Annotated in this window: 27 protein-coding genes and 1 other RNA gene; 13 read left to right on the forward strand and 15 right to left on the reverse strand. The window is 73.1% G+C overall.

Annotated elements, in window-relative coordinates; all coding sequences use genetic code 11:
* Window positions 1-188: 188 nt before the first annotated feature.
* Both VFG42_RS08190 and ssrA read left to right on the forward strand, forming a co-directional pair.
* Entirely contained in the window at window positions 189-725 is a 537-nt protein-coding gene (locus VFG42_RS08190) for a GNAT family N-acetyltransferase (protein ID WP_324907149.1), read from the forward strand.
* A gap of 18 nt (window positions 726-743) precedes the next feature.
* Window positions 744-1,109: a transfer-messenger RNA gene (gene ssrA, locus VFG42_RS08195) on the forward strand.
* Between the two features lie 133 nt (window positions 1,110-1,242).
* Here the strand turns inward: ssrA and VFG42_RS08200 are convergent.
* Window positions 1,243-1,806 carry a hypothetical protein gene (locus VFG42_RS08200; RefSeq protein ID WP_324907151.1) on the reverse strand — a complete coding sequence of 188 codons (564 nt, stop codon included), beginning with the start codon at window positions 1,804-1,806 and terminating at the stop codon, window positions 1,243-1,245.
* A gap of 66 nt (window positions 1,807-1,872) precedes the next feature.
* Window positions 1,873-3,531 (reverse strand): hypothetical protein, encoded by a 1,659-nt coding sequence (locus VFG42_RS08205; protein WP_324907152.1) that lies wholly within the window; start codon window positions 3,529-3,531, stop codon window positions 1,873-1,875.
* 835 nt (window positions 3,532-4,366) lie between these two features.
* On the opposite strand from VFG42_RS08205, the gene VFG42_RS08210 reads away from it, so the two are divergent.
* Both VFG42_RS08210 and VFG42_RS08215 read left to right on the forward strand, forming a co-directional pair.
* Window positions 4,367-5,653 (forward strand): hypothetical protein, encoded by a 1,287-nt coding sequence (locus tag VFG42_RS08210; protein WP_324907154.1) that lies wholly within the window; start codon window positions 4,367-4,369, stop codon window positions 5,651-5,653.
* A 72-nt stretch (window positions 5,654-5,725) separates the two neighbouring features.
* Window positions 5,726-6,262 (forward strand): helix-turn-helix domain-containing protein, encoded by a 537-nt coding sequence (locus tag VFG42_RS08215; RefSeq protein WP_324907156.1) that lies wholly within the window; start codon window positions 5,726-5,728, stop codon window positions 6,260-6,262.
* Between the two features lie 31 nt (window positions 6,263-6,293).
* Here the strand turns inward: VFG42_RS08215 and VFG42_RS08220 are convergent, their stop codons facing one another.
* Window positions 6,294-6,497: a hypothetical protein gene (locus VFG42_RS08220; protein WP_324907158.1), complete on the reverse strand. Its 204-nt coding sequence runs from the start codon at window positions 6,495-6,497 to the stop codon at window positions 6,294-6,296.
* Between the two features lie 83 nt (window positions 6,498-6,580).
* Between VFG42_RS08220 and VFG42_RS08225 the strand changes: the two genes are divergently transcribed.
* Together VFG42_RS08225 and VFG42_RS08230 are read left to right on the forward strand one after the other, a co-directional pair.
* The gene (locus VFG42_RS08225) at window positions 6,581-6,808 is read left to right on the forward strand and encodes a hypothetical protein (RefSeq protein WP_324907160.1); all 228 of its coding nucleotides are present in this window, start codon (window positions 6,581-6,583) and stop codon (window positions 6,806-6,808) included.
* Window positions 6,809-6,832: 24 nt separating this feature from the next.
* Entirely contained in the window at window positions 6,833-7,048 is a 216-nt protein-coding gene (locus VFG42_RS08230) for a hypothetical protein (RefSeq protein ID WP_324907162.1), read from the forward strand.
* A gap of 14 nt (window positions 7,049-7,062) precedes the next feature.
* On the opposite strand, the gene VFG42_RS08235 is transcribed toward VFG42_RS08230, so the two are convergent.
* Window positions 7,063-8,733, reverse strand: a complete 1,671-nt coding sequence (locus tag VFG42_RS08235; RefSeq protein WP_324907338.1) for an NAD(P)/FAD-dependent oxidoreductase — start codon at window positions 8,731-8,733, stop codon at window positions 7,063-7,065.
* Between the two features lie 2 nt (window positions 8,734-8,735).
* Between VFG42_RS08235 and VFG42_RS08240 the strand changes: the two genes are divergently transcribed.
* On the forward strand, window positions 8,736-9,218 hold the full coding sequence (locus VFG42_RS08240; RefSeq protein ID WP_324907164.1) for a hypothetical protein: 483 nt from the start codon (window positions 8,736-8,738) through the stop codon (window positions 9,216-9,218).
* Here the strand turns inward: VFG42_RS08240 and VFG42_RS08245 are convergent.
* The 3 genes from VFG42_RS08245 to VFG42_RS08255 are packed head-to-tail and all read right to left on the reverse strand — an operon-like array spanning window position 9,155 to window position 11,280.
* Complete coding sequence (locus tag VFG42_RS08245; protein WP_324907166.1) at window positions 9,155-9,682, reverse strand: MarR family winged helix-turn-helix transcriptional regulator; 528 nt, start codon at window positions 9,680-9,682, stop codon at window positions 9,155-9,157. The genes VFG42_RS08240 and VFG42_RS08245 overlap by 64 nt on opposite strands.
* Window positions 9,679-10,332, reverse strand: coding sequence for a phospholipase (locus VFG42_RS08250; protein ID WP_324907168.1), 654 nt, complete (start codon window positions 10,330-10,332; stop codon window positions 9,679-9,681). The genes VFG42_RS08245 and VFG42_RS08250 overlap by 4 nt, the downstream gene beginning before the upstream one ends.
* Window positions 10,333-11,280 (reverse strand): VOC family protein, encoded by a 948-nt coding sequence (locus VFG42_RS08255; RefSeq protein WP_324907169.1) that lies wholly within the window; start codon window positions 11,278-11,280, stop codon window positions 10,333-10,335.
* 87 nt (window positions 11,281-11,367) lie between these two features.
* Between VFG42_RS08255 and VFG42_RS08260 the strand changes: the two genes are divergently transcribed.
* Window positions 11,368-12,528, forward strand: coding sequence for an MFS transporter (locus VFG42_RS08260; RefSeq protein WP_324907171.1), 1,161 nt, complete (start codon window positions 11,368-11,370; stop codon window positions 12,526-12,528).
* Here VFG42_RS08260 and VFG42_RS08265 read toward each other — a convergent pair.
* The 3 genes from VFG42_RS08265 to VFG42_RS08275 form a co-directional block, all read right to left on the reverse strand.
* Window positions 12,516-13,400 carry an HAD family acid phosphatase gene (locus VFG42_RS08265; RefSeq protein ID WP_324907173.1) on the reverse strand — a complete coding sequence of 295 codons (885 nt, stop codon included), beginning with the start codon at window positions 13,398-13,400 and terminating at the stop codon, window positions 12,516-12,518. The two genes, VFG42_RS08260 and VFG42_RS08265, sit on opposite strands and share 13 nt — an antisense overlap.
* 78 nt (window positions 13,401-13,478) lie before the next feature.
* A complete protein-coding gene (locus VFG42_RS08270; RefSeq protein ID WP_324907174.1) occupies window positions 13,479-14,603 on the reverse strand; it encodes a sugar ABC transporter substrate-binding protein in 1,125 nt (374 codons plus the stop codon).
* A complete protein-coding gene (locus VFG42_RS08275) occupies window positions 14,527-15,483 on the reverse strand; it encodes an ROK family protein (RefSeq protein ID WP_324907339.1) in 957 nt (318 codons plus the stop codon). Before VFG42_RS08275 ends, VFG42_RS08270 begins: the two co-directional genes overlap by 77 nt.
* A 57-nt stretch (window positions 15,484-15,540) precedes the next feature.
* Between VFG42_RS08275 and VFG42_RS08280 the strand changes: the two genes are divergently transcribed.
* A complete protein-coding gene (locus tag VFG42_RS08280; RefSeq protein ID WP_324907175.1) occupies window positions 15,541-16,737 on the forward strand; it encodes an ROK family transcriptional regulator in 1,197 nt (398 codons plus the stop codon).
* A 25-nt stretch (window positions 16,738-16,762) separates the two neighbouring features.
* On the opposite strand, the gene VFG42_RS08285 is transcribed toward VFG42_RS08280, so the two are convergent.
* Both VFG42_RS08285 and VFG42_RS08290 read right to left on the reverse strand, forming a co-directional pair.
* Complete coding sequence (locus VFG42_RS08285) at window positions 16,763-18,727, reverse strand: MDR family MFS transporter (protein WP_324907177.1); 1,965 nt, start codon at window positions 18,725-18,727, stop codon at window positions 16,763-16,765.
* 60 nt (window positions 18,728-18,787) lie between these two features.
* Window positions 18,788-19,369 carry a hypothetical protein gene (locus VFG42_RS08290; RefSeq protein WP_324907179.1) on the reverse strand — a complete coding sequence of 194 codons (582 nt, stop codon included), beginning with the start codon at window positions 19,367-19,369 and terminating at the stop codon, window positions 18,788-18,790.
* On the opposite strand from VFG42_RS08290, the gene VFG42_RS08295 reads away from it, so the two are divergent.
* From VFG42_RS08295 to infA, 4 genes are all read left to right on the forward strand, one after another.
* Window positions 19,368-20,036, forward strand: coding sequence for a TetR/AcrR family transcriptional regulator (locus VFG42_RS08295; protein ID WP_324907181.1), 669 nt, complete (start codon window positions 19,368-19,370; stop codon window positions 20,034-20,036). The two genes, VFG42_RS08290 and VFG42_RS08295, sit on opposite strands and share 2 nt — an antisense overlap.
* A 3-nt stretch (window positions 20,037-20,039) precedes the next feature.
* A complete protein-coding gene (locus VFG42_RS08300) occupies window positions 20,040-21,194 on the forward strand; it encodes an acyl-CoA dehydrogenase family protein (RefSeq protein WP_324907183.1) in 1,155 nt (384 codons plus the stop codon).
* Entirely contained in the window at window positions 21,191-22,195 is a 1,005-nt protein-coding gene (locus tag VFG42_RS08305) for an acyl-CoA dehydrogenase family protein (protein ID WP_324907185.1), read from the forward strand. The genes VFG42_RS08300 and VFG42_RS08305 overlap by 4 nt, the downstream gene beginning before the upstream one ends.
* A gap of 182 nt (window positions 22,196-22,377) precedes the next feature.
* Entirely contained in the window at window positions 22,378-22,599 is a 222-nt protein-coding gene (infA, locus tag VFG42_RS08310) for a translation initiation factor IF-1 (protein ID WP_324907187.1), read from the forward strand.
* Window positions 22,600-22,659: 60 nt separating this feature from the next.
* Here the strand turns inward: infA and VFG42_RS08315 are convergent, their stop codons facing one another.
* The 3 genes from VFG42_RS08315 to VFG42_RS08325 are packed head-to-tail and all read right to left on the reverse strand — an operon-like array spanning window position 22,660 to window position 24,982.
* Window positions 22,660-23,316, reverse strand: a complete 657-nt coding sequence (locus VFG42_RS08315; RefSeq protein ID WP_324907189.1) for an HAD family phosphatase — start codon at window positions 23,314-23,316, stop codon at window positions 22,660-22,662.
* Between the two features lie 2 nt (window positions 23,317-23,318).
* Window positions 23,319-23,762: a GNAT family N-acetyltransferase gene (locus VFG42_RS08320; RefSeq protein WP_324907191.1), complete on the reverse strand. Its 444-nt coding sequence runs from the start codon at window positions 23,760-23,762 to the stop codon at window positions 23,319-23,321.
* Window positions 23,759-24,982, reverse strand: a complete 1,224-nt coding sequence (locus tag VFG42_RS08325; RefSeq protein ID WP_324907193.1) for an EAL domain-containing protein — start codon at window positions 24,980-24,982, stop codon at window positions 23,759-23,761. Before VFG42_RS08325 ends, VFG42_RS08320 begins: the two co-directional genes overlap by 4 nt.
* Window positions 24,983-25,037 lie beyond the last annotated feature (55 nt).

Raw genomic sequence — 25,037 nt, forward strand, 5'->3', positions numbered from 1 at the left:
CGGCCATTGACTTTCGGGGCGGCAGGGGCGTACCGTCGTTCTCAAGGCGCGGGACCGGACCGCGCAAGAGCGAGGCCGCCAGAGGTGCGAGGCCCGTCACCCGCCGTTCACCGCTTGGCCCTTCGGGGCGCGAGAGCGAGTGGGTCCTCGATGCGGACCGGTCCTGCGTCTCCTATGTTCCGCGGTCGATGACCGCGGAACGCGTGACGGACCGACTCGTGCTGCGTCGCTGGCGGGTGGGCGACGCGGCGCGTTTCGCCGCGATCAACGCGGACCCCGAGGTCATGCGCCACATCGGCCGCGGCCACGTGCTGGGGCGCGGGCTGAGCGACGACCTGATCGCCCGCTTCGAGCAGGAGTGGCGCGAGCGCGGCTACGGGCCGTGGGCGGTGGCCCCGCGTTCCGACGACGCCGCGCTGCTCGGGTTCTGCGGCCTGACCGTCCCGATGTTCCTGCCCGAGGTGCTGCCGGCCGTGGAGGTCGGGTGGCGCTTCGCGCGCGACGCGTGGGGGCGGGGGTACGCGACCGAGGCGGCGCGCGCGGCGCTGGCGTTCGCCTTCGAGGAGCACGGGATGCGCGAGGTGATCGCGATCGTCGATCCCGAGAACGCGCGCTCGCTGCGGGTCGCGGAGAAGCTCGGGATGACGCCGCGCCCCGATCGCGTGCACCCGGTCACGCGCCGGCGCCTGACGGTCGTCGGGATCGTGCCCGGCCAGCTACAATGAGCGGCGATTCACCAACACGGGGACGACAGGCTTCGACGTGGTCGGTTCCGTGCGGGTGGTCGCGAGCCGAGGTCCCGGAGGCCTCGTAAAACACCGGGAAAACCATACGTGCGGACTCTCACGAGTACGCCCTCGCCGCTTAGCCACTAGCTAAGCGATCGAGGTTCCGCCCCGGGCCTGCCGGCCGCTCGGGCTTCGGAATCAGACATGTCGGCTCACCCCCGGCGGTCCGCCTCCGCCAAAGGGGGGACATCTTCAGGAGGCTGGCCCTTCGCAACCCGGTCGGCAAGGCGAGCGAAGGGCGAGATCAGAGTGCCGACTACGCTCGTAGAAGCCGCCAGCACGCGGTCGCGGACGCGGGTTCAATTCCCGCCGTCTCCACCTTTTGCACGAAGGTCGAACCCCGGTTCCCACCAAGGAGCCGGGGTTTGTTTTATCTAGGGCTGCTTTGCTCGCGCAAGCGCTTCGCGGGGAGACTGGATGAACCCGAGGTCCGCTTGGCACGTTGCGGCGCTTGCTATTTCGAACCGACTGATTTTGTGGCGGCGTCGAGGTAGCGCTCGTGGGCCTCGTACCAGCTTGCGTTCATGCTGTCTTGGGCGACAACCAGATCGTCTCGCCGATCCGGTTTGTTGGCCGTTCGTTCGGTAATGCGCGTGGCGATGTCGGTGGTCGCCTCATCGAGCAGCTTCAGCACGTTGCCATAGGCCACGACAACGTCGCTGTGTCGTCCCAAGCGGATGACCAGGCGTCGATTCAGGGCATAGGCGTGCGCTTTGGCAGCGATGTTCGCGTCGATCGCGGCCATGTAAAAGTCAAGATCGCGTGCTTCCGCGTTCGCCGGGTGCGAGAAGACGTATCGGCCCAACAGGTCGCGCGTCGCCTCGATGTACGTGGTCAGGGCGTGCGCACAATCGTCTAGCAGCGCTCGGCGCTCATCGAGGTCTTTCTCGTGTCGCTCATGCTCGAACTTCCGGCGGTCCGCACGTGCGGCAAACGCGCCGTTGATCAGCGGGACTGCGATGGCGGTCGCGGTCGCGCCGACGACCGATACGAGCGCGATGGTGTTCGAGTCCGGCACGCCGCTGATTCTCCAGCGTCCTGCGGACACGCGAGAGTATGTGGTGAGGTCTTGCTGAGGGAGAGGCTAACTCGACTGACCGCCGTCGGAATCATCCAACGGCGATTGCTGCTCGGCGAACTGCTTGAGCGCCTGAAGCGTCCCCATCGCATCAGCCAACAACTTTTCGAAGCCTTCCTGACGGCCTAGATCCCCGATCGCCTCCGTGATGTCGAACGACGTTGCCTTGCGGTGAGCGGCCCCTCGACTGCGCAGACCTTGGACGTTCGCAAAGGGCCGAAGGACGCCACGCGCATCCGGTATTCCCTTGGCGTCGAGCAAACGTTCGAGCTTCGCCAGCCCCTTTTCATCCTTCTTGTCGCCCTTGCCTGTCAATGCCTCAATCGCGGCCTCGTTCAGGGAATCAACGACGAGCTTCGCGAGGTAGAGCACTTGCTCATCGAACTCGGCGGCACTGTCTCCGACCGGGACGTGCAACTTGCTGAGGATGTGCCTGTCGTCGTCGTGAAGGGGTTGGAACAACGGAGCGCCAAATGCGGCCGCCCAAGCCTTGTCAGCCTCACGGTACGCGCGAGGGAACCGGAGATCGAGCGATTTGGGATCGGCGAACTGGCCCCCGAAGGCACGGCGGACCAAGGTTTCGCTTGGGCCTTCTTCTGGGGGAAGGATGTTGAAGCTGAGCCAGTACTGCGCTTCCTGCTGAGGGATGTCTCGGCCCAGGTCGCCGAGGAACACCATGACGTGGCCAGCCTGGTCGTTGTCGAGCCGGAGCCCCCAGAGACCAGCGCATCGCAGGTGGCCATCCTCAACCGTGTAGCGATCTGTGTCGGCGTAGTACTTATTCAAGACCTCGCGTCGGAAGTAGACCGGCGTCAGATAATGCGGGCTGTCGGGATTGGCGCCGAAGTAGTTGGCCAGCTGCGCGGGATCTGAGGCAAAGCGCATCGGCTCTCCCTCCGGTGTTTCGCCGATGAGGAAGGTCTCGTACTGTCTTGCCTTCTCGTACGGGTAGATGCCCGATGCCTCGACTGGCGGTGGTGCGAGCAGTCGCTTGCCATCGAACCGCGAGAACATCCCGTCTCCGAGCGACAGCTGGCCGCGGTAGTAGCTGAGGACGCCGGCGTCGTCGGCGACGTCCCAGCTCTCCTCTGTGGCCGGAAGCTCGTCGGACCGAAGGGTCGAATCGATATAGAGCGCAAGGTGCATCTGCTTTGCGGCCTGATAGCGCCGCACCAGGCTCGTGAGTGCTCGTACACCTTCGTCCGTGATCGTGACGGCCTTGACCGGGTTGCCGGAGTCATCGAAGTAGTAGTACGAACGTGTTGGCCGGTCTTCCCAAAGGTTGAAGAGCAAGCGGAACTCCTCGACCAGTTCCAGCTCGCTCGGTCGTACGCCGTGAAAGTCGCGGTAGACCACCAACAGCTCAACGCCATTATCTGGGTGCCGTTCGTAGACGGTTCGCTTACCGCCATCCTCGTAGTACTCCGTGAAGCCGAAGCCTCCGTCGCCGATGTGGACGTCCCATCCTGGGCCCCCGATGCCGCGCTCTACGCGATCCGGTGATAGGAGGGCGGAGTACTGCCCGATGGAGTGAGCCCGGACATCGCCGCGCTGGCGGTAAAGCCAAACCCATGATCCTGTCGCCTCTTGCGTGAACTCAGTGCAAACAGCCGCTTGCACGGGATCAGAGGAGAACCAATCCGGGGATGAGGTCGTTGCTTCCATTGCAACTCAATTATCTACGGATAATCAGCGGATGGCCAGGGCCCGGACCGCTGGACGGGGCACCACTTGGGGGCCTCCTGCGCGCCTGATCGTGATCACGATCACCTCTCTGCTGTCTGTCCACCATATTGACGAAGTACGAACCCCGGCTCCGGAAGAAGGAGCCGGGGTTTGGTGGTTCTAGGGCGGAGGTTCTGGCGGAGGCGCTGCGGTCGGGTTAGACGGTTTTTCGGCGGCGCGAGAGGCTCCTAATCTCCGTCGTGGCGCCAGCTTGATGGTGCGCTCGGCAGCGGCCAGTTGCGGTGGTGGCGATGCATGAGCCGTTCGGTTTGGCGCGGTCCGAAGCCAAGCTCGCGGAGCAGGCACGTTTGCATGAGCGCGTGGGCGTGGCGTCGAACTCGCGTACGAGGACCTCATAGCGCCGGATGTCCTGCGTGAGGAACGCGACCGCTTGCGCGAAGAGGAGCGAGCGATCGCGACGCTCATCAAGCGAGCCGACGGCGATCGCGCGGACCTGATGGACGCTCTAGACAAAGCCCTGTCGCGGTTCAGCAACCTGCAAGACGACTACGTCAACGGCAGCGAGTCTCATCGCAAGATGCTCAATCGGTGGTTCTTCGATCGCATCGAGGTCGGTCCGGAAGGCATGGGAGGGGACACGATCGACGCGGTCGTGATGTCTCCCGTCCCTGATGCCCTTCGGGCATGGCTGCCGACCGCCAACGGATCGGCCAGGACGGCCCCGGTCAACCGCCTCTCTTCGGGCCAAGAATTTGGCCGTGTCCTTCAGGCGTCCACCTTCGTCGTGTTCCGGTTCACTACTGTCCGCGCAACGATGACGTTCGTTGATCGGATCACCGCGTCCCAGACGCGCTGGGATGCCGCTGTCGTGCTACTGGAGACGTGGAACGCACGGCCCGACGGCGTCGTGCCGATCCGCGACCGAGACGAGTTCCTGTGGTTGGTCGACGAGGTCCGCGAGCACTTCGAGGCCCGTCCGCAGGAGCTGGAGCTCGACGACGCCGACCGGGCCGAGATCCTTCGCTGGACGGAGGCGGGGGCGGACCCGCACCGCGTGGACGCGGTGGGATTCGGGCTCAACCTGTCGTCGTCGCTCGGCTTCGCCCAGTGCTGGCGCGAGCGGCTCGGCGGCGAGCCCTATCGGCCGGCGATCGGGGACGTCTACCCGTGTGCGGCCGCGCCGTGGCCGCCGTCGATGGACGGCGGGCGGCGGACGCCGTCGCCGTTCTCGATGAACGTCGACGACGGCGACCACCCCTACGTTCGGGTGTTCCGGGCCGGTCTGCTGACCGTAGAGTTCGCGTTCGACCTGTGGCGCCCGCTCAGCCGGATCGCCGCCGGGCTGGATCGGATCGCCGCGATCACCGTCAACGAGGATCTCGGCGAGCTGGGCCTGGACCGGCCGCGCGCGGTGGCCTTCCCGGTGACGCCGGTCGACCCCGAGGAGCAGGAGCGTCGTGTGCTCGGGCAGCTCGAGCGGGCGATCGAGGCCGGGGCGCGGATCGTCGTCCTGCCCGAGCTGGCCACGACGCGGGCGATCGTCGAGCGCGTCGTCGAGCGCCTGGCCGAGGACGAGGGGCAGCGGCTGGTCGTGTGCGGCAGCTGGCACGAGACCGTCGACGGGGCGCCGGCCAACGTGAGCCTCGGGCTGATCTCCGGTCTGCGCGCCAGGATGCGGCACCGCAAGCTCGTCGAGTTCGGTGACCTGTTTCCGGCCGGCCCCGATCGGCGTCGGCGCGAGGGGATCGTCGCGTCGGAGGCGCCGGTGCTGCGCGTGCACGTCGCGGGCGCGTTTCGGTTCGCGCTGCTGATCTGCAAGGACTTCCTGGACGAGCGTGTCACGCGGACGCTCGACCGGGTCGGCGCCAACGTGCTGCTGGTGCCCGCGCTGTCGCGGACCACGCAGCCGTTCGTCGCCCGTGCACACGGCCACGTGGCCGATGCGCAGGCGCTGACGGTCGTCGCCAACGGTCCCCGAGGGTGGGTCGACCCGGCCGCCGCGCTCGTTCGGCCGTACGAGCCGCGCGACGTGGCCACGGGCCACCCGGCGACCGCGCCGTCGCCGGTGGTCTTCTCCTTGCGGCAGGGCCGGACGGTGTAGGTCTCGGCCACGCGGCCGATACTTGACAATATGCTTGACAGGGTTCGGAGCCGGGCTTACGCTGGCTTGGAGATGCTTGCCCAGCGCACCGAGTTCGAGGTCCCGTACAAGGCCCTGGAGCGCGCTGCGCTGAAGGTGCTGGACGGCGACCATCGGGACGAGGCGGTCGAGTGGCTGGCCGAGCTGGGCCGGCATGTCGATCACGTGGTCGAGGGCGACGACCGGGAGCGGGTGCTGGAGTGGGCGGCGCGGCTGGATCGCCTGGCCGCGAACCTGCCCGAGGATCCGCTGGCGCCGGGCTACCTGACCGCGATGCTGCACCGGCTGGATCGCCGCGCCGCCGCGTTGGCGCAGGCGCGCGACGTGCGGGAGCGTGGCGAGGAGGCCGTCGGCGTGCGGGACCGCGTCTACGCCTGGGTCGCGGCGCATCCGCGGAGCCGCTCCGGCGAGATCGCCGAGCGCCTGGGCATCGCGCCCTCGCAGGCCTCGCGCGCGTTGCGCGAGCTGCAGCGGCGCGGACAGGTGTTCCTCGCCGAGGCCGGTCCGGGCGACCATGACGGCCGCGTGCACCGGTACATCGCCGCCGAGGCGGCGCACGCCGCGGCCTGAGGACCGCGGCGGCGGCGCCGCGCGCCGGCGGTCAGCCGGCGCGCTCGGGCACGGGTGCCGGCTCCCGCGTCGGCGCGACGGTCGGGGTGACCGCCTCGGCGGCGCGGTGGCGCGGCGAGATCTCGTGGATGTAGTTGGCGACGATGCCGCGCTTGGCGCGGCGCTTGCGGGCGCGGGAGCCGGAGGTCGTGGTCGTCGCGGTGATGGGGAGGGAGGTGGGGGAGAGGTTCGACACGCGTCGAATCATAGCAGACCCGGAGGCTCCCTCCGGATATTTCGGGCCTTGTGGGTGGCCCTGGTACGGCTAGCCTTGGACCCATGTCGCTGGCCGAGCCGCTCTGGCTGTCCGAGGGTGCGTGGAAGGCGATCCGCGATCGCGTGATCGACCACGGTGGGATGACGCCGGAGGTGATGGGGCTCGCTCGCGCGTGGGACGAGCCGGTGCGCGACGGCGATCGCGTCGGCGTCTTCGTCGACGCCGAGCAGGCCCGGACGCTCGGCACGCTGCTCGACGCGCATCCCGACGTCGCGCGGCTGCTGGGCTGACCGCGCCGGAGAGGAGGAGCGTTCATGAAGGTCAAGACCAACATGCCGGAGACGCCCGCCGGCCGTGCCGCCGCCGGGGTGGCGATCACGGTCGCGCTGGCGATCGTCGGCGCCGCGCAGCGCGACCTCTTCCGGCGCTCGGCCGGCGAGGTCCGTGGCGACAAGCGCCTGTGGCACCTCGTCTGCCTGAACGCGCTCGGCGCGCTGGCCTACTTCCGCTGGGGCCGGCGCCCGGCCTGACGGCCCGGACGCCGCTAGCGGCCGAGCACCGCCATCGCGGCGTTGCGCCCGGGGATCCCGGACACGCCGCCGCCGCGGCGCGCGCCCGCGCCGCACAGCAGGATGTTGGGGTGGTCGGTCTCCACGCCCCAGGTGCCGGCCTCCGCGTCGGTCTCGGCGAACGGCCAGCTCAGGTCCCGGTGGAAGATGTTGCCGCCGGGCAGCCCGAGCTCGCGCTCGAGGTCGACCGGCGTGCGGACCTCCAGGCACGGCGCGCCGTCGGGCGTGCGCCAGAGGACGTCGTCCAGCGGCTCGGCCAGGACGCTCTCCAGCGACCGCAGCGTCGCGGCCAGCGCGGCCTCGCGCGCGCCGTCGGGATCGTCGCGGAACAGCCGCGCGGGCATGTGCAGCCCGAAGAGCGTCAGCGTCTGCGCGCCCGCCGCGCGCAGCTCGGGACCCAAGATGGTGGGGTCGGTCAGCGAGTGGCAGTAGGTCTCGCACGGCGGCAGCGACGGGATCGCGCCGCGCGCTGCCTCCGCGAACGCGGTCTGCAGCTGCGACGCGGTCTCGTTGACGTGGAACGTCCCGGCGAACGCGGTCTCCGGCGCGACCGCGTCGTCGCGCAGCCGCGGTAACCGCGACAACAACACGTTGACCTTCAACTGCGCGCCCTCGGGCGAAGGGGCGGCGGCGCCCGGCTCCGCCCGCCCGCGCAGCCGCTCCAGCTCCATCGGCGCCGCGTTGACCAGCACGTGCCCCGCGCGCGCCGCGTGCTCCGCGCCGTCCGCGTCGCGCCACGTGACCTCGCCGTCGTCGGCGACGTGCACGACCTCGGCGCCACAGCGCAGGTCCGCGCCCGCCGCCCGCGCCGCCTCGGCCAGCGCGCCCGAGACCGCACCCATGCCGCCGACCGGCACGTCCCAGTCGCCGGTCCCGCCGCCGATCACGTGGTACAGGAAGCAGCGGTTCTGCCGCAGCTCGGCGTCGTCGGCCGCGGCGAACGTCCCGATCAGGCCGTCGGTCAGGACGACGCCGCGCACGAGGTCGTCGTCGAAGCGCTCGGCCAGCGTCTCGCTCAGCGGCCGCTCGAAGAGCGGCGACCACGCCGCGCCGGCCAGCGCGCGGAACTCGGCGCGCGAGCGCAGCGGCTCGGTCAGCGTCGGGAAGACGCGGCGCGCGACGTCCGCGGTCATGGCGTACAACTCGCCCCACGCGCGCAGCGCGCGCTCGTCGCCGGTCACCCGCGCGAAGGACGCCGCGGTGGCGCCCTCGTCGCCGTGGTCGACGAGCAGGCCCGACGCGCCGCCCGCGCGCGGGTCCGGCGTGTAGGACGCCACGCGCCGGCGCACCAGGCGCAGCGACAACCCCAACTCGCTCACGATCGACGCCGGCAGCAGCGACACGAGGTACGCGTAGCGCGACAGCCGCGCGTCGACGCCCGGCCAGGGGCGCTCCGACACGGCCGCGCCGCCCAGCTCGTCGCGGCGCTCCAGCAGGAGCACCGAGCGCCCGGCGCGGGCGAGGTAGGCGGCCGCGACGAGCCCGTTGTGCCCGCCTCCGACGATCACGACGTCATGCATCGCGGTCAGTTCTACGGCATCCGCTCGGCGCGCGCCTCCGGCGCGCCGAACGGGGCGGCGAAGCGGCGCTCGGCCGGGGGCCCGCCGCGCTGAGCCCGGAACGTCGCGCGCTAGCGTGAACGGCAGACGTGGCCGAGAACCGTTCCGACAAGCCGAAGCTGTCGCCCGTCGAACGCCGCGTGATCCGCAGCCTGGACGGCGAGGATCGCCACGGGCAGCCGATCCCCCAGCAGGAGCTGCACCGCGAGCGCACGGTCGAGGGCTACCTGCGTGCCGGCGTCATGCCGCGCTGGATGGAGCGCCTGCGCGACATCGAGGTCGGCGTCCGGCAGCACCGTCGGCGGCTGGCCGCCGACCGCGAGTGGCTGCGCGGACAGCACGCCGACGACCCCGAGGCCTTCGCCGCCGCGTGGCGCGCGCTGGTCGCCGAGCGGTCCTTCGACGACGTCAACGACCTCATCCGCGACCACAACGAGTGGTACCCGGTCGAGCGCAGGCTGCCGATGGACCCGCGCACCGGCGAGTACGTGCTGATCGCCGGGCGCCCCTATCGGCGCGAGGAGCTGACGGCCGAGTGGGCGCTGTCGGAGTTCCCGCCGGACTCCGCCTGAGCCACCGCGCAGGCCTGCGCCGCCCGCGGCGCGAAGCGCGCGAAGACCCGCGCCAGCGTCGCCGCCTCCTCGGCGCTCAAGCGCGACAGGAACTGCTCGCGCACCGCCTCGGCGTGGGCGGCCTCGGCCGCGGCGACGACGCGCGCGCCGTCGTCGGTCAGGTGCGCCTCCACCGCGCGCGAGTCGGTCTCGCAGCGGCGGCGGACCACGAGGCCGCGGCGCTCCAGCGCGTCCATGTGCCGCGACACGCGCGAGAGCGACAGCCCGGTCTCGGCGGCGAGCGCGCTCAGCCGCGGCCAGGCCTCGCCCGCCGCGGCGAGGCGGCTGAGCAGCTCCAGCGTGCTCAGCCCGAGGCCGTGGGCGGCGTCCAGCTCGGCGTCCAGCGCGCGCGTGATCCGCTTGTGCGTCTCCAGCAGGCCGATCCAGGCGTCGGCCTCGGCGGGCGTCCAGCCGCGGTCGGTCATGGCGCGCCCAGCGTCTCCCGCACGAAGCGCACGGCGGCGGGCACGTGCGCGGGGTCGATGTGGTGGCCGGCGTCGGACTCGTGGTACTCGACCGGCATGCCGCCGGCCTCCAGCAGCCCCACGGCCTGACGGGCGAAGGCGACGTCCATGACCTGATCCTGACGGCCGTGGGCGACGAACGCGTGCTGGCCGCCCTCGGCGCGGCCGGTGACGTCGGGCGTCCAGCCCTCGACGGTCGGCACGAAGCCGCTGAAGATCAGCAGGCCCGCCGGCGCGGGGCGCGCGGGGTCCATCCCCAAGGCATAGGACATGACCGACCCCATCGAGAACCCGCCGAAGACCGTCCGCTCGGGGGCGATCCCGGTGCGCTCCCACAGCTCGTCGTGGAAGGACGACAACTTCTGGTGCGCGGCGAAGAACGTGTCCGGATCCGGGTAGCCGACGCGCGGCACGACGTACCAGTGCCTGCCCGGCCAACCGGGCACGGTCAGCGGGCCGCCCGGCGTGACGACGTGCAGCCGCCGCTCGGGGTCGAGGACGTCGGCGAGGCCGAGCAGGTCGTGCTCGTCGGCGCCGCGCCCGTGGTGCAGGACCAGCAACCCGGCCGCGTCCCCGGCGGCCGGGCGCTCCTGGTAGGCCAAGGACGACATCTACGCCGTCACCTCGCGAGCGTCGGCGCCGGCGGCGCGCGGGTTGACGATCGGCCGCAGCGACGCCTCGAGCCGCTCGCGCAGGTGCTCGTGCTGCTTGGGCAGCCGCAGCGCCTCGCCGAGGTGCTCGGGGTCCTCGTCGGTCGCGAAGCCGGGGGAGAGCGTCGCGATCTCGAACAGCACGCCGCGCGGCTCGCGGAAGTAGATGGCGTTGAAGTAGTCGCGGTCCTTGACCTCGGTGACGTAGCCGTCGGCCTCGCGGATCCGCGCCTGCCAGTCCAGGTGGTCCTCGTCCCGCGACGCCCACGCGATGTGGTGGACGGTGCCCGCGCCCTGGCGCGGCGCGAGCGCCGGCGCCGGGTCGTAGGCCCAGTGGAAGTGGCGCCGCTCGCCCTGGAGGCGGTACTCGCCGTCGCCCTCGTGCGTGAAGCCCAGGACGTCCGTGAGGACCGACTCCTCGACCCCGCTGAACATCGAGTAGGCGCGCGCGCCCTCCAGGCCGGTGATCGCGTGCGCGGCCGGGACCTCGGGGTGGACGGCGGTCAGCGGCGGGTTGCCGTCGTCGGCGACGACGAGCTGGAGGCGCAGGCCGTCGGGGTCGGCGAACGTCAGCGTGGCGCCGTCCGCGGAGCGCTCGGTGGTCACGCCGCGGTCACGCAGGCGCGTCTCCCAGAACTCGATCGACGCCGCGCCGGGTACGCCCAGCCGCAGCGTGTGGATCATGCCGAGGCCCGCGCGGCCCGGGGCGGCGCCGGGGAACTCGAACCACGTGAGGATCGAGCCGGGAGCGCCGGCCTCGTCGCCGAAGTAGAGGTGGTAGGCGCTGGGATCGTCGAAGTTGACGGTCTTCTTGACCAGGCGCAGGCCGAGCGTGTCGGCGTAGAACGCGACGTTGGAACGGGCGTCGCCGGTGATCATGGTGATGTGGTGGAGACCCTCGAGACGCATGTCGTGCCTTCCGGAGAAGCAGAGGAGGAGTAGTTGCCCGCGCAACTATAGCAGATGATTGCGCCCGCAACAAACACGCTGCGCGCCGTGCCCGGACGGATGCCCGTGGCCGTGCTGTTCGCCGTCCACGGCGCCGCGAACGGCTCGTTCGCCACCCGCATCCCGTGGATCCGCGACCGCCTCGACCTCGACCCGGGCCTGCTCGGGCTCGCGCTGCTGGCCCCCGCCGCCGGCGCGCTGCTGGCGATGCCGCCGGCGGGCGCGCTGGTCCACCGGCGGGACGGCCGCCGCGTGACCGGCGCGCTGATCGGCGCCTTCGCCATCGCGCTCACGCTGCCCGCCCTGGCGCCGTCCTACGCGCTGTTGTGGCTCGCGCTGCTGATCTTCGGCGCGGTCGCCGGTGGCGCCGACGTCGCGATGAACACGCAGGCGGTCGCCGTCGAGGAGCGCGCGGGCCGCTCGATCATGTCGGGGATGCACGGCGCGTGGTCGGTCGGCGGCATGGCCGGCTCGCTGCTCGGCGTGCTCGCCGCGCACGCCGGGCTCGACGCCCGGATCCACCTCGGCGCGATGGCCGTCGTCCTGCTCGTGGTCTCCCGGGCCGCGGCGCGGCGGCTGCCGGACGCGGCCGCCACGGGCGCCGGCGCCGGCGGCGCCGCCGCGCGGGCCCACGCCGACCCGCCGCGCCTGGCGCGGCCCTCGCGCCCCGTCCTGATCATCGGCGTCGTCGGCTTCGGCGCGGTCTTCGCCGAGGGCGCGAGCGCGGACTGGTCGGCGGTCTACCTGCGCGACGTCGTCGGCGCGAGCCCGGCGACGGCCGCCGCGGCCTACACCGGCTTCGCGGCGGCGATGGCGCTCGCGCGGCTCGTGGGCGACCGCGTGATCGCGCGCGTCGGCCCGGTGGCCACCGTCCGGGCCGGCGGCGCGCTGGCGGCGCTCGGCGCGCTGCTGGTCGTGGTCGCCCGCACGCCGCTGGCCGCGGTCCCCGGCTTCGCGCTGATCGGCCTGGGGATCGCGACCGTCGTGCCGCTGGCCTTCGCGGCCGCCGGGCGCGCGGTCCCGCACGCCGGCCAGGGGATCGCCGCGGTGGCGACGATCGCCTACGGCGCCGGCCTCGCGGCGCCCGGGATCATCGGCGCGATCGCGAGCGCCGCCTCGCTGCCGGCGGCGTTCGCGATCGTCGCGACGCTCTGCGTGGGCTTCGGCCTCGGCGCCGGGGCGCTGAGGCCGGCCGCTCACGGCAGGTAGTAGAACGGGTTGGGCAGCTTGAACGCGGAGTCCGCGTAGCCGCCCGCCAGGTCGGAGTACTGGTCGCCGACCGTCGCGAGGATGTCGTAGCCCTGGGCCTCGATCGCCTTGCGCGCGCCCGCCTTGTAGGCGACCGTCGTGCCGGTGAAGCCCGCGGGCTTGAGGACCAGCTGCTTGTAGCCGGTGAAGCCCTCGCGCTGCAGGTTGTCGTCGGTCGGCGCGCGCTGCGCCTCCGGGCGGCCGGTGATCAGGAAGACGTCGATGCCCTTGGCCTTGGCCAGGTTGTACAGGTCGAGCGACGGCTTGATCGCGGTGCCGATCTCGTCGGTGGCCTCGGCCTGCGACTTGGGGCCGTAGACGAAGCCGTCGGCCTGGATCGCGGTCCAGTTGGACAGCAGGGTCTCGTCGATGTCGAAGACGATGGCGGGCTTCTTGCTCCACCACCGCTGCTTGCCGCCGCCGCGGCGATGGTGCGCCGCGCGGGCCTTGGCGCGCGCCTTGGACGCGTGCTTGCGCCCGGCGACCGCGCGCTGCGTGCGGAGCTTGTTCAGCCACTGGACGGCGACCGCGTCGACCTTGGCGATCTGGGCCTCGTAGACGCCCGAGTCGTGGTACTGGGTCAGCACGGACGTCAGGTCGCCCGCGTTGTAGGACGTCGACGAGCCGAGGTAGGGCAGCCCGCCGCCGCCGTCCCACAGCTCGATCAGCGGCGTGCTGCCGAGCTTGGTGACGATCGGCGTGGGGACCGGGACCTGGTCGGCGGGCGTGGACGCGGGCGCGGGGCCCGGCGTCGGCGTGGTGTGGGCGCCGGCGACCGGCGCGGCGGCGGCCATCCCCACGGCCGCCAGCAGGAGGGCAAGGATGCGCTTCATGGCGCCTCCCATGCCCAGCTTCGCGGGCGCTCACACCACGCGTGACGGGATCGTCACGCGTGGTGTCCGGCGCCGGGGCTAGGAGATGCCCGCGTCCTGGCAGGCCTTGGCGTACTTGGCCGTGCAGATCTCCGACGCCTTCAGGAAGTCGTCGGCGATGATCGTGTCCTTGATGTTGTCCTTGGTCACCGCGGTCGGTGCCAGGAGGACCGACGGGACCTGGCCGGCCTGGTTGTCGGTCTTGCCGTTGACCAGCCCGGAGGGGACGTCCTGCCCCTTGGCCAGCGCGACGGCGATCTGCGCGGAGGCCTCGGCCTGCTTCTTGATGGCCAGGTAGATCGTCATGTACTGCTCGCCGACGAGGATGCGCTGGATCGCGGCGACCTCGGAGTCCTGGCCGGTCGTCGGCAGGGACTTGGGGTCGATCCCGTTGCCCTTCATCGCGGCGATCGCCCCCGAGGCCATGCCGTCGTTGGCCGAGTAGACGCCGACGATCTGGCTCTTGCCGAGCGCGGTGATCGCCTGCTCCATCTCGCGCTGGGCCTTGTCGGGCGACCAGTCCGGCGTGTCGTACTCCTTGCCGAGCTTCACCTGCGCCTGGTCGAGGACCGAGTGCGCGCCCTTCTTGTAGTCGCCCGACGACGGGTCGGTGGGGGAGCCGTTGATCATCACCACCGACTTGCCCTGGCCGGCGTCGCCGATCTTGTCGATCAGCGTCTGGGCCTGCAGCTCGCCGACCTTCACGTTGTCGAAGGACACGTAGTAGGAGATCGGCGCGCCGGTGATCAGGCGGTCGTAGGCGACGACCGGGATGCCCGCCGCCTTGGCGCGGTTGACGGTCGCCACCGCGGCCTTGGCGTCGACGGCGTCCAACACCAACACCTTGGCGCCCTTGGTGATCGCCGCCTCGGCCTGCTGCTGCTGACGGACCGGATCCTGGTTGGCGTTGGCGTAGTCGATCGCGCAGTCCGGGCACAGGGCCTTCACCTTGGCGGTGAAGCTCGGCCGGTCGTGCAGCTCGTAGCGCGTGGTCTTGGTCTCGGGCAGCAGAAGGGCGATCGTGCCGCCCTTGCCGCCGCCCTTGGCCGCCGCGCCGTCGGTCGTGCCGGCCGCGTCGTCGCCGCTGTCACCGCACGCCGCGAGGGCGGCGGTCGCGGCCACGCACGTCAGCGCCGACAGCGCGCGTGTGGTCGTGATCCTCATGGTGGTGCTCCTCCTCCTCGGTGGTTCCTGCTGCTTGCAGCGCAAGGGCGATCGCGCCGTGTAGGGCGGCGTCGTGGGCGAAGTGGGCGCCGACGACCTCGGGCGGGAACGGGACGGCCCGCGTCACACGATGGCGCAGCGCGCCCAGCACGCGTTCGGCGGCGCCCATCATCCCGCCGCCGACCGCGATCCGCGCCGGGTCGATCAGCGCGGCGAGGTTGGCGACGTGGACGGCCAGCTCGTCGAGCGCCTCGTCGAGCAGCCGCTCGGCCGCGTCGTCCCCGGCGTCGGCGCGCGCGAAGACCTCGGCGGCCGACCGCGCCCCGCCGCGCTCGCCGATCGCGCGCCCGCCCACGGCCTCCTCCAGGACGCCGTCGCCCGCCGCGCCGCGCAGCGCGTAGCCGATCTCGCCCGCCGCGCCGTTGGCGCCGCTCAGCACGCGGCCGCCGATCGCGATGCCCGCGCCGAGGCCGGTGCCGAGGTTGAGGAAGACGCCGGGGTCGGCGCCGCGCAGCGCGCCCCAGCGCAGCTCGGCCAGCGTGGCGGCCTTGACGTCGGTGGCGCAGACGACGCGCGCGACGCCCAGGCCCGCGCGCAACCGCGCGGCCAGCGCCAGCTCGGTCCAGCCCGGCACGTTGGGCGCGAGCAGGATGCGGTCCTCGAGCACGATCCCGGGGGACGCGGCGGCGACGGCCGCCGGCGGGCCGTCGTCGGCGGCGGCGATCAGCGCGCGGGCGGCGTCGACCGCGCGGTCGACGACCTGCTGCGCGCCGCGCGCGGCGTCGGTGGCGATCCGCTCGGTGGCGAGGACGCGGCCGTCCGAGGTGGCGGTGGCGACGTCCACCTTGGTGCCGCCGAAGTCGAAGGCGAGGACGAAGATAGAAAGGAAACCTACTTTTCAAATGGCGGCGGCGTCAAGGCGAGATAGGCTGCCGCCGTGGCCGCCGACGAGCATCTGCGCCCTGGACGCCCGCGGCTGCTGCGGGCGATCAACGAGCGCGCGGTGCTCCAGCGCCTTCTGACGGGCGGCCCCGCGTCGCGGCCCGAGCTGGCCGCCGCGACCGGCGTCTCGAAGCCGACCGTCGGCCAGGCGCTGGCCAACCTGACCCGCGCCGGCCTGGTGCGCGAGGCCGGCCGGCGGACCGGCGAGCGCGGGCGCTCGGCCGGGTTGTACGAGATCGACCCGACCGCCGCGCACGTCGCCGGCGTCGACGTCGGCCGCGCGTACGTGCGCGTGGCGATCTCCGACCTGGGCGGCGAGGTCGTCGCGCGCCGCGACGCGCGCAACCGCGCCCGCGGCGCGGCCGCGCTGGTCGAGCACGTGCGCACGTTGGCCCACGAGGTCGCCGCCGAGGCCGGCATCGCGTGGGACGACGTCGTGCACACGGTCGTCGGCAGCCCCGGCGTCCTGGACCCGGAGACCGGCCGCCTGCGCTACGCGGCCAACCTGCCCGGCTGGGGGCGGCCGGGGCTGGTCGACCAGCTGCGCGCGGCGCTGACGCCGAGCCTGGCGATCGACAACGACATCAACCTGGCCGCGCTGGGCGAGCGCGCCTACGGCCGCGGCCGCGCGGTCGACGACTTCGTGTACCTGTCGATCGGCACCGGCGTCGGCATGGGCGTCGTGATCGGCGGCGAGCTGCACCGCGGCGCGACCGGCGCCGCCGGGGAGGTCGGCTTCCTGCCGCTGGCCGAGGGCGGCGGGCGCTCGCCGCGCGGCGCGCTGGAGGAGGCGGCGGGCGCGGGCGGCATCGTGCGCACGGCGCGCGCGATGGGCATGAGCGGCGCGCTGACGCCGGAGCGGATCTTCACCGCGGCCGCGGCCGGGGACGCGACGGCGCGCGCGACCGTGCGGCGCGAGGCCGAGCGGCTGGCGTTCGTGGTCTCGGCGGTCGCGGCGATCGTCGACCCGGCGCTGGTCGTGCTCGGCGGCGGGGTCGGCGCCAACGCCGACGTCCTGCTCGGCCACCTCGACGACGCGGTCGCGGCGCTCACGCCGCTGCGCCCGCCGGTCGTGCTCAGCGAGCTGGGGGCCGACGCGATCCTGCTCGGCGCGATCGCCACCGCGCTGGACGCCGCGCGCGAGCTGGTGTTCATCGAGCGCGCGGGCGACGGGCGGCTCGTCGCGCCCTAGCGCCCTAGCGTCGTGGGCGCCGGCGTCACGCGGTGGGCGTCGCCTCGCGCTCGCGCGGCGGCACGGCCAGCTCCTCGGCCAGCCGCGCGATCAGCGGGTCCAGCTCGGGCTGCGCCTCCGGCTCCCAGTCGTCCACCAGGCCGCGCAGGCAGTCGGTGCGGGCGGCGACGAGCCGGTCGCGCAGCGCGTGGCCGGCGGGCGTGATCGCGCCGTCGTCGGCGACCAGGCCGCGCTCCCGCAGCACGGCCAGCGCGGCGTCGAAGCGGTCGCCGGGGACGTGCGGCCGGTCGCGGATCGCGCGGACGTCGGCCGGCGCGTCGGGCGCGCCGCCGGACAGCAGCAGCCACGCCGGGCCGGGGTCCAGGTCGACGCCGGCCCGGCGCGTCGCGCCCGCGATGAACTCCAGCGTGCGCTCGCGGCCGGCCAGCCGGATCAGCCCGCGCGTGACCTCGCGCAGCGAGTCGGTGTCGACCGGCGCGCCGAGCGACTCGCCCAGGCCCGCCGACGTCTCCACCGTCTTGCGCAGCGGCATCTCGCGGATCAGCCACGCCATCAGGAACGCGAGGACCATGACCCCGGTCGCGACCAGGAACACCACGTTCAGCGCGTCGGTGAAGGCATGGATGTAGGTCTCGCGCGGCCCCGCCGGCAGGTGGTGGATCCGCGCGGGCTCGACGGTCGTCGTCGGCGTGCCCGACGGCAGCTCGGCGGTCAGCCGCCCGGTGAAGATCGCGCCGAGCACCGCCGTGCCCAGCGAGCCGCCGATCGACCGGAACAGCGTCGCGCCCGACGTCGCCACGCCGAGCTGCTCGTAGGGCACCGCGTTCTGGGTGGCCAACACGAGCACCTGCATGACCATGCCCAGGCCCAGCCCCAACACCAGCATGTGCAGCGCGGCGACGCCGGTGCCGGTGTGCTCGTCCAAGGACGACAACAAGTACAGGCCGAGCGCGGCGACCGCGGTGCCGAGGATCGGGAACGCCTTGTAGCGCCCGGTGCGCGTGATGATCTGGCCGGACGCGATCGAGGACACCAACAACCCGCCCATCACCGGCAGCAGCTGCAGGCCGGAGGCGGTCGGCGAGAGGCCGCGGACGATCTGCTGGAACAACGGCAGGTAGGTCAGCGCGCCGAAGAGGCCGAAGCCGACGATCAGCCCGACCGCGCTGCAGACCACGAACACGCGGTTGCGAAACAGCGCGGGCGGCAGGATCGGCTCGGCCGCGCGGCGCTCGACGAGCGCGAAGCCGACGATCGCCAGCACGCCGACGATCCCCATCGCGACGATCTGCCACGAGCCCCAGGCGTAGGAGTTGCCGCCCAGCGTCGTCAGCAGGATGATCGCGCTCAGCCCGAGCGCCAGCAGCGCGGTGCCCGCCCAGTCGACCGACCGGCGCACGCGCTCGCCCGGGTCCGGCAGCGCGATCGCCAGCACCGCCAGCGCGATCGCGCCCAGCGGCAGGTTGACGTAGAAGATGAAGCGCCACGAGATGTGGGTGGTGAAGAAGCCGCCGATCAGCGGCCCGGCGATCGCCGAGACGCCGAAGACCGCGCCGAACAGGCCCGAGTAGCGGCCACGCTCGCTGGGCGCGACGACGTCGCCGATCGACGCCTGGGCGCTGACCATCAGCCCGCCGCCGCCGAGGCCCTGGATCGCGCGGAACACGATCAGCTCGGTCATCGACTGCGACAGCCCGCACAACGCGCTGCCCAGCAGGAACAGGACCAGCGCGCCCTGCAGGACGAGCTTGCGCCCGAAGAGGTCGCCGAGCTTGCCGTACAGCGGCGTGACGACCGTGACCGCCAGCAGGTAGGCGGTCACCACCCACGACAGGTGCTCCAGCCCGCCGAGGTCGCCGACGATCGTCGGCAGCGCGGTCGAGACGATCGTCTGATCCAGCGACGCCAGCAGCATCACCAGCATCAGGCCCGACATGACGATCGCGACGGATGCGTGCCGGCGCTCGGCCTCGGCGGCGGTGGAGGACATGCAGGCGTTCCTACCCGCGCGGTCGCCAGAAGGCAACCGCGCGGTCGGAGACGTGCGGGCCTACGTGGCCGACCGCGGCGCGCCGGTGCGCAGCGTGCGGGTCACGCGGCGGGCCTTGCCCTTCGCCGTCGTGCCGGCGATCGTGATCCGGTACTCGCCCTTGGCCAGGCCGGAGAGGTCGAGCCGGAGGCCCTTGGACGTGCGCTTGACGCGCTTGGCCGCCAGGTGGTGGCCCTTGGCGTCCTTGGCGGTCAGCGTGCCGCGCTTCAGGCCCGCGGCCTTCAGCGTGTACGTGACGTAGCGGCGGCTGACGCAGCGGCGCGGCTGCTTGTCGGTCCCCTTGGGCTTCGTCCCGCCGGGCGCGGGCGCGCCCGGCGGCGTCGGCGTGCCGGCGTCGTGGTGCGGCTGGTCCTGCGACGGCTGCGGCCGGTCGCCGTGCCCGTCGTCCTGCGGCTGCTCCTGCGGCTCGGTCGGCGCGGTGGACGTCAGCCGCACCGCGTGGATCACGCCGTCCTGCGTGCCGGCGGCGACCAGGCGGTCCTCGCCGGCGACGACGATCGCGCCCGACGGCTCGACGACGACGCCGTGGTCCGGACCGCGTACCTTGCGGGTATCGATCCGTACCTCTAAGGTACGCGGCATGACGGACCTGTCCCTCGTCGCCTCCCACCCCGAGGTCTCCGGCCATCTCGCCGCGCGCGGCTCGCAGCGCGCGCGGCTGGTGGAGGGCATGATCCAGGCGGTCGCCGAGAAGGGCTACGCGGCCGCGACGGTCGCCGACGCGGTGCGCGCCGCCCGCGTCTCGCGCGGGACGTTCTACGCGCAGTTCGCCTCCAAGGAGGAGTGCTTCCTGGAGGCCTACAAGTACGGGATCGACGTGATCGTCGAGCGGATCCGCGCCGCGATCCGGGCCGAGGACGGCGACTGGATCGCGCGCCTGCGCACCGGCCTGCGGGCCTACCTGGAGACGCTGGCCGGCGAGCCGCGCTTCGCCCGCACGCACCTCTTCGAGGTCCACATGGCCGGGCCCCGCGCGGGCGCGGCGCGCGACGCGGCGCTGCGCGCGTTCGCCGACCGCTACAAGTCGTCGTTCCGCGCCGCCCTGAAGGAACGCCCGGAGCTGCGGATGCCCACCGACGACGCGCTGTTCATCCTCTCGGCCGGCGTGGACCAGCTGGTGTGCGCGCGCGTGCGCGCCGGCCACCTCGACCTCCTGCCGGACCTCACCGACGAGCTGACGCGGACCGCGGTCGCCTTCCTGGAAGGCGCGGCGGCCATCACCCCACCCACCCACGAAGGAGGCTCCTGACCCATGGACCTGACCTTCTCCGAGTCCGAGGCCGCGTTCCGCGACGAGCTGCGCGCCTGGTTCGAGAACAACGACCCCGGCCGGTCGCCCGAGGGCGAGGACGCCGCCTACGCGTGGCGCCGCGATTGGCAGCGCCGCCTGGCCGACGACCGCTACGCCGCCGTGCACTGGTCGCCGGAGTACGGCGGCCGCGGCGCGTCGATCACCGAGTCGGCGATCTTCTTCGAGGAGCTGGGCCGCGCGCGGCGCCCGCTGCCCGCCAACGTGCTGGGCATCCTGCTCGCGGGCCCGACGATCATGACGTTCGGGACGCCGGAGCAGAAGGAGCGCTACCTGCCGCCGATCCTCACCGCCGAGGAGATCTGGTGCCAGGGCTTCTCCGAGCCCGACGCGGGCTCCGACCTCGCGGCGCTGAAGACGCGGGCCGTGAAGGACGGCGACGAATGGGTCGTCACCGGTCAGAAGGTGTGGACCAGCGGGGCGCAGTACTCCAAGTGGTGCATGTTGGTCGCGCGCACGGACGTCGACGGGGCGGGTGGGAAACACAAGGGGTTGACCTACTTCCTGATGGACATGGAGCAGCCCGGCGTCCAGGTGCGCCCGCTGGTCCAGATCACCGGCGAGCCGGAGTTCAACGAGCTGTTCATCGAGGGCGCGCGGATCCCGGACGAGAACGTCCTGGGCGGCGTCGGCAACGGCTGGCGCGTCGCGCTGACCACGCTGATGAACGAGCGCTCGGGCCTGGCCTTCTTCCTCCAGGTCCGCCTGCGCCAGCTGCTGGACGAGCTGGTCGAGGAGGCCGCCGCGCGCGAGCTGCTCGACGATCCGGTCGTCGCCGACAAGATCGGGCTGCTGCACATGAAGGCCGAGATCCTGCGGCTGACCGCCTACCGCGGCCTGACCACGATCGAGAAGTACGGGACGCCCGGCCCCGAGGGGTCGCTGACCAAGTGGATGTGGTCGGAGACCAACCAGGAGCTGGCGCAGTTCGCCGCCGACCTGCTCGGCCCCGACGCGCTGACCAACGGCAACCGCTGGGCCTACGAGCTGCTGCGCTCGCGCGGCAACACGATCGAGGGCGGCACGACCGAGATCCTCAAGAACATCGTCGCGGAGCGGGTCCTGGGCCTGCCGCGGCTGAAGGGAGCGGCGGCATGAATTTCGACTTCTCCGAGGACCAGCACGAGATCAAGCGCACGGCGCGGGACCTGCTCGGTCAGCGGTCGTCGCTCGCGAAGGTCCGCGAGGCGGCCGAGGGCCACCGGTACGACGACGCGCTCTGGACGGAGCTGGTCGCGCTGGGCTGGCCGGGCATCGCGATCGCCGAGGAGCACGGCGGCCAGGGCCTGGGCGCCGTCGAGCTGGCGATCCTCGCCGAGGAGCTGGGCTACGCGGTCGCCGCGTCGCCGTTCCTGGCGACGGTGATGGCGGCCGAGGCGATCGGCGCCGGCGGCACGCCCGAGCAGCAGGCGAAGTGGCTGCCGGGCCTGGCGTCCGGTGAGATCACCGGCGCGCTGGGCGAGGTGGGCGGGCTGGTGCCCGACGCCGACGCGGCCGCGGTGATCGTGCTCGTCGGCGACGACGGCACGGCGCGCGTCGTGGCGCGCGCGGACGCCGACGTCACGCCGGTGGACGCGATCGACCCGACGCGCCGCGCCGCGCGCGTGTCCGCCGATGGGGGAGACCCGTTGGCCGACCCTGCCGTCGCCGTCGACCGCGCCACCGTCGCGGTCGCCGCCGAGCTGGTCGGCGTCGCCCAGCGCGCGCTGGAGATGACGCTGGCCTACGTCAAGGACCGCAAGCAGTTCGACACGCCGGTCGGCGCCTACCAGGCCGTCTCGCACCGCTGCGCGCAGATGCTCAAGGACACCGAGGGCGCGCGCTCGGCGACGTACTTCGCGGCCTGGGCCGCGAACGCGGAGCCGGAGCGCCTGCCCGAGGGCGCGGCGCTGGCCAAGGCCGCGGCGTCCGACGGCGCACGCGACGTGACCGCGTCCGCGATCCAGGCCCACGGCGGCATCGGCTTCACCTGGGAGGCCGACGTCCACTGGCTCTACAAGCGCGCGCAGGTCGACGCGGCGCTGCTGGGAACGTCCGGGAAGCACCGCCGGCGCCTCGCCGCGCTGCTGGCGGCGCGGCTGGCCCCGGCGGCGGCCTGACGCATCGGTTGCGGAGGATGGTGGGATCCCGGCGCCGGACGGGTACAATGTTCGGTGGAGCCCGTGCGTTCGCCGGGGTCCAACCCCCTCTCGCGCGAAGGTCCGGTCGCGTCGGCGCAGGTCGACGCGGTGACGCTCACTCGCGCAACCCGAACCCGAAAACGCTGAAAGGTGGCCACTGCATGGCCGTAGAGGACAAGGTCTCGCTCGAGGGCGAAGTCGTCGAGTCGCTCCCCAACCTGCTGTTCCGCATCCAGCTCGACATGGATGATCACGAGGTTCTGGCGCACCTCGCGGGCAAGATGCGCCGCAACCGCATCCGCGTGCTTCCGGGCGACCGCGTGCGCGTCGAGGTCTCGCCGTACGACCTCACGCGTGGCCGCATCGTCTACCGCATGAAGTAGCCGAGCATCGCCCAGAGGGCGATCTCGGCCGCGAAGCTTCGCCCGGCGGCGATCTTCGCGTCACGCGAGCGACGTCACCAGCTCCGGCGTGACGTCCTTGATCCCGTCGACGACGACCGCGGCCAGGGCCAGCGCGTCGGCGGACGGCGGGAAGGCGTGGTTGGGCGTGGCGATCACGATCATGCCCGCCGCGTGGGCCGCTCGCAGCCCGTTCGAGGAGTCCTCGACCGCCGCGCAGGCGGTCGGGTCGACCCCGATCCGGCGGGCCGCCTCCAGGTAGACGTCGGGCGCGGGCTTGCCGCGCTCGACCTCCTCGGAGGAGACGGTCGCCGCGAAGCGCGCCGTGATCCCGGCGCCGTCGAGCACCGCGTCGATCACCTCGCGGTTGGCCGACGACGCCAGCGCCAGCGTGAACGCGCCGGCCAGCGCGTCGACCGCGCGCACCGCGCCGGGCAGCAGCGGCAGCTCGCGCCGCACCTCCTCGACGACCATCCGCGCGACGGCCTTCGAGACCGCGGGCGGATCGCCGTCGGCGCCCAGCTCCTCGACGAGGTGGCGCGACCACTCCGCGCTGCTCATCCCCTGCATCGCGCGCGTCGCCGCGGCGGTCCAGGTCCCGCCGTGCTCCGCGACGTAGGCGCGGCGCTCGCGGTCCCAGACCTCCTCGGTGTCGACGATCACGCCGTCGAGGTCGAGGACGACGGCGCGAGCGGGCATGGTCAGGACCGTAGCGACATCACGTGGTGCGGGCCGATCTCCGGCAGCTCGAACTCCGCGCCCTCGGCGACGAAGCCGTAGCGCTCGTAGAAGCCGCGCGCCGGCGTGCGCGCGTTGCACCAGACGCGCGTGGCGCCCTGCTCGCGCGCGTGCTCCAAGCAGGCCAGCAACAACGCCCCGCCCGCGCCGGTGCCCCGCCCGCGCTCGGGATCGGTCGCCATGCCGCGGACGCGGAAGGCGCCGGGGCCGCCCTCGGGCGTGATCGAGGCGATGCCGATCGCGTGCTCCGCGTCGTCGTCGTCGGGGTAGGCCGCGAAGTGCGCGGCGCGCGGGTCGTCGTCGCCCGCGAAGACCTGCTCCTCGATCGTCTGGTGCGGGCGCAGCACGCGTTGGCGCAGCGGCCGCACGACCTCCGGGTCGACGCGCCGCACGCGCGCGGCGGTCACGCCGGCTCGGCGATCGACAGGCCGCCCGACGACGACAGCACCGACGCCAGCGGCAGGGCGCGGGCGCGCACGCGCGCGACGGTCTCGCGGCTCCACGGCCGCGCTCGGCGCCGGTACGCGGCGACGAGGCCGAGCACGACGCCGCCCTCCTCGATCGGCACGAGCAGCACGCCGTCGTAGCCGCCGGCCGCCAGCGCCCGGCGCTCGGCGCGGTCGGCGTCGACGTCGGTGCGCAGGACCTGGCCGGCCTCGGCGTGCGCGAGCGCGTGCGCCCGCGCGGGCACGTCGCCCAGCGGCACGCGGGCGCCCGGGTCGCGGTCCGGGACGCGCACCGCGACCAGCTCGCCGGCGCGGCGGTCCAGGCGCCAGAGGTCCACGCGGTCGGCGCCCGCGGCCGTGGCGATCAGCGTCGCCAGGCGCTCGGGGACGCTGCCGCCCAGCGACGTCGTCCGGTCGCGCGGCGCCTGGTCCAGCGCGCGCAGCCCGCCGCGCAGCGCGGCCGCGACGCCCCGCGCGGCGGCGGGCGTGGGCTCCGCGAAGGTCGCGGCCGGGCGGCCGAGCAGGTAGCCCTGGGCGTAGGCGACGTCGAGGTCGGCGATCGCGCGCAGGTCCGCCGCGTCCTCGATGCCCTCGGCGCAGACCGCGCCGCCGGTCTGCGACGCGAACGACGAGAACGACGCGACCAGCGCGGCGCGCGCCGGGTCGCTCGCCACGCCGCGGACCAGCGAGCGGTCGAGCTTGACGATGTCGGGGCGCACGCGCATGAGCTGCTGCAGCCCGGAGTACCCGGCGCCTGCGTCGTCGAGCGCGACCCGCGCGCCCGCGTCGTGCAGCCGCGCCAGCGCCCGGTCGAGCTCCTCGCCCAGCGCCCACAGCTCGCCCTCGGTGATCTCGACGACGACGGCGGAGAGGTCGTCGGGCAGCAGGTCCCAGACCTCCGGGCAGCCGAGCGTCGAGACCGACAGGTTGACGCTGAGCACCGTGCCGCGCGGGCGGTCGGGCGTCTCCAGGGCGCGGCGGGCGGCCAGCGCCTCCAGCTGGGGCCCGAAGCCGCGGGCGTGGGCGGCCGCGAAGACGTCCGGGATCGGCACGCCGGGCAGGCCCGGGAAGCGCGCCAGCGCCTCGTGGCAGATCACCCGGCCGGTCGCGACCATCACGATCGGCTGGAAGTGCATCTCCAGCGCGCCGGGCGCCGTCAACACGGCAGGGGTGAGCAGCACGTCCTCCTCCACGGCGTGGTGTTCGAGGCGACGGCAACCGGTCCTGCCGACCTCC

Source organism: Baekduia sp. (assembly GCF_035685985.1).
GTDB lineage: Bacteria > Actinomycetota > Thermoleophilia > Solirubrobacterales > Solirubrobacteraceae > Baekduia.

Excerpts from the sequence above, each read along its gene's own strand:
- VFG42_RS08190 (WP_324907149.1), top strand. The coding sequence starts at position 189 with ATGACCGCGGAACGCGTGACGGACCGACTCGTGCTGCGTCGCTGGCGG.
- VFG42_RS08205 (WP_324907152.1), bottom strand. The coding sequence starts at position 3,531 with ATGGAAGCAACGACCTCATCCCCGGATTGGTTCTCCTCTGATCCCGTG.
- VFG42_RS08210 (WP_324907154.1), top strand. The coding sequence starts at position 4,367 with ATGACGTTCGTTGATCGGATCACCGCGTCCCAGACGCGCTGGGATGCC.
- VFG42_RS08215 (WP_324907156.1), top strand. The coding sequence starts at position 5,726 with ATGCTTGCCCAGCGCACCGAGTTCGAGGTCCCGTACAAGGCCCTGGAG.
- VFG42_RS08225 (WP_324907160.1), top strand. The coding sequence starts at position 6,581 with ATGTCGCTGGCCGAGCCGCTCTGGCTGTCCGAGGGTGCGTGGAAGGCG.
- VFG42_RS08230 (WP_324907162.1), top strand. The coding sequence starts at position 6,833 with ATGAAGGTCAAGACCAACATGCCGGAGACGCCCGCCGGCCGTGCCGCC.
- VFG42_RS08245 (WP_324907166.1), bottom strand. The coding sequence starts at position 9,682 with ATGACCGACCGCGGCTGGACGCCCGCCGAGGCCGACGCCTGGATCGGC.
- VFG42_RS08250 (WP_324907168.1), bottom strand. The coding sequence starts at position 10,332 with ATGTCGTCCTTGGCCTACCAGGAGCGCCCGGCCGCCGGGGACGCGGCC.
- VFG42_RS08255 (WP_324907169.1), bottom strand. The coding sequence starts at position 11,280 with ATGCGTCTCGAGGGTCTCCACCACATCACCATGATCACCGGCGACGCC.
- VFG42_RS08265 (WP_324907173.1), bottom strand. The coding sequence starts at position 13,400 with ATGAAGCGCATCCTTGCCCTCCTGCTGGCGGCCGTGGGGATGGCCGCC.
- VFG42_RS08270 (WP_324907174.1), bottom strand. The coding sequence starts at position 14,603 with ATGAGGATCACGACCACACGCGCGCTGTCGGCGCTGACGTGCGTGGCC.
- VFG42_RS08285 (WP_324907177.1), bottom strand. The coding sequence starts at position 18,727 with ATGTCCTCCACCGCCGCCGAGGCCGAGCGCCGGCACGCATCCGTCGCG.
- VFG42_RS08295 (WP_324907181.1), top strand. The coding sequence starts at position 19,368 with ATGACGGACCTGTCCCTCGTCGCCTCCCACCCCGAGGTCTCCGGCCAT.
- VFG42_RS08290 (WP_324907179.1), bottom strand. The coding sequence starts at position 19,369 with ATGCCGCGTACCTTAGAGGTACGGATCGATACCCGCAAGGTACGCGGT.
- VFG42_RS08300 (WP_324907183.1), top strand. The coding sequence starts at position 20,040 with ATGGACCTGACCTTCTCCGAGTCCGAGGCCGCGTTCCGCGACGAGCTG.
- VFG42_RS08305 (WP_324907185.1), top strand. The coding sequence starts at position 21,191 with ATGAATTTCGACTTCTCCGAGGACCAGCACGAGATCAAGCGCACGGCG.
- infA (WP_324907187.1), top strand. The coding sequence starts at position 22,378 with ATGGCCGTAGAGGACAAGGTCTCGCTCGAGGGCGAAGTCGTCGAGTCG.
- VFG42_RS08315 (WP_324907189.1), bottom strand. The coding sequence starts at position 23,316 with ATGCCCGCTCGCGCCGTCGTCCTCGACCTCGACGGCGTGATCGTCGAC.